Annotated in this window: 1 pseudogene; it reads right to left on the bottom strand. The window is 61.6% G+C overall.

The annotated features are described in order from the left end of the window. Positions 1-443: pseudogene (locus NEV57_RS15680) on the bottom strand (nucleotide sugar dehydrogenase); the annotation flags it as partial.

Here is a 443-nt window from a genome sequence, read left to right as displayed (position 1 = left end):
TTGTGCAGGATGCTCTTGAGCGCATCGGCCGTGCGTACCGGAAGCGTGGATTTCTCCACGATGATCTTGTCGTCCTTGGCCACCGCGGCAATCTGCCGCGCGCACAGCTCGATGTATTTCAGGTCGGCCGCCATGCCGCGGCCCTTGCCGTAGGTCTTGGTCGGCGTGTTCACCGAGATGAACACCATCTGCGCCTCGTCGATCGCCCTGTCCACATCCGTGGAAAAGAACAGGTTCCGCCCCCGTGCCTCGGCAACCACTCCGGCAAGCCCCGGCTCGTACACCGGAAGCTCCGAGAGGTCATCGCTGTTCCATGCCGCGATGCGTGCCTCGTTGATGTCAACGATCGTTACCCGGATGTCCGGGCACTGCTGGGCAATCACTGACATGGTCGGTCCCCCGACATAGCCCGCCCCGATGCAGCAGATGTTTGTGATGTTCAT

Origin of the sequence: Parapedobacter lycopersici (genome assembly GCF_024643285.1) — a bacterium.
Lineage (GTDB): Bacteria > Bacteroidota > Bacteroidia > Sphingobacteriales > Sphingobacteriaceae > Parapedobacter > Parapedobacter lycopersici.
The sequence above is the reverse complement of the archived record's forward strand: the minus strand, read 5'-3'. Positions and strand labels throughout refer to the sequence as shown.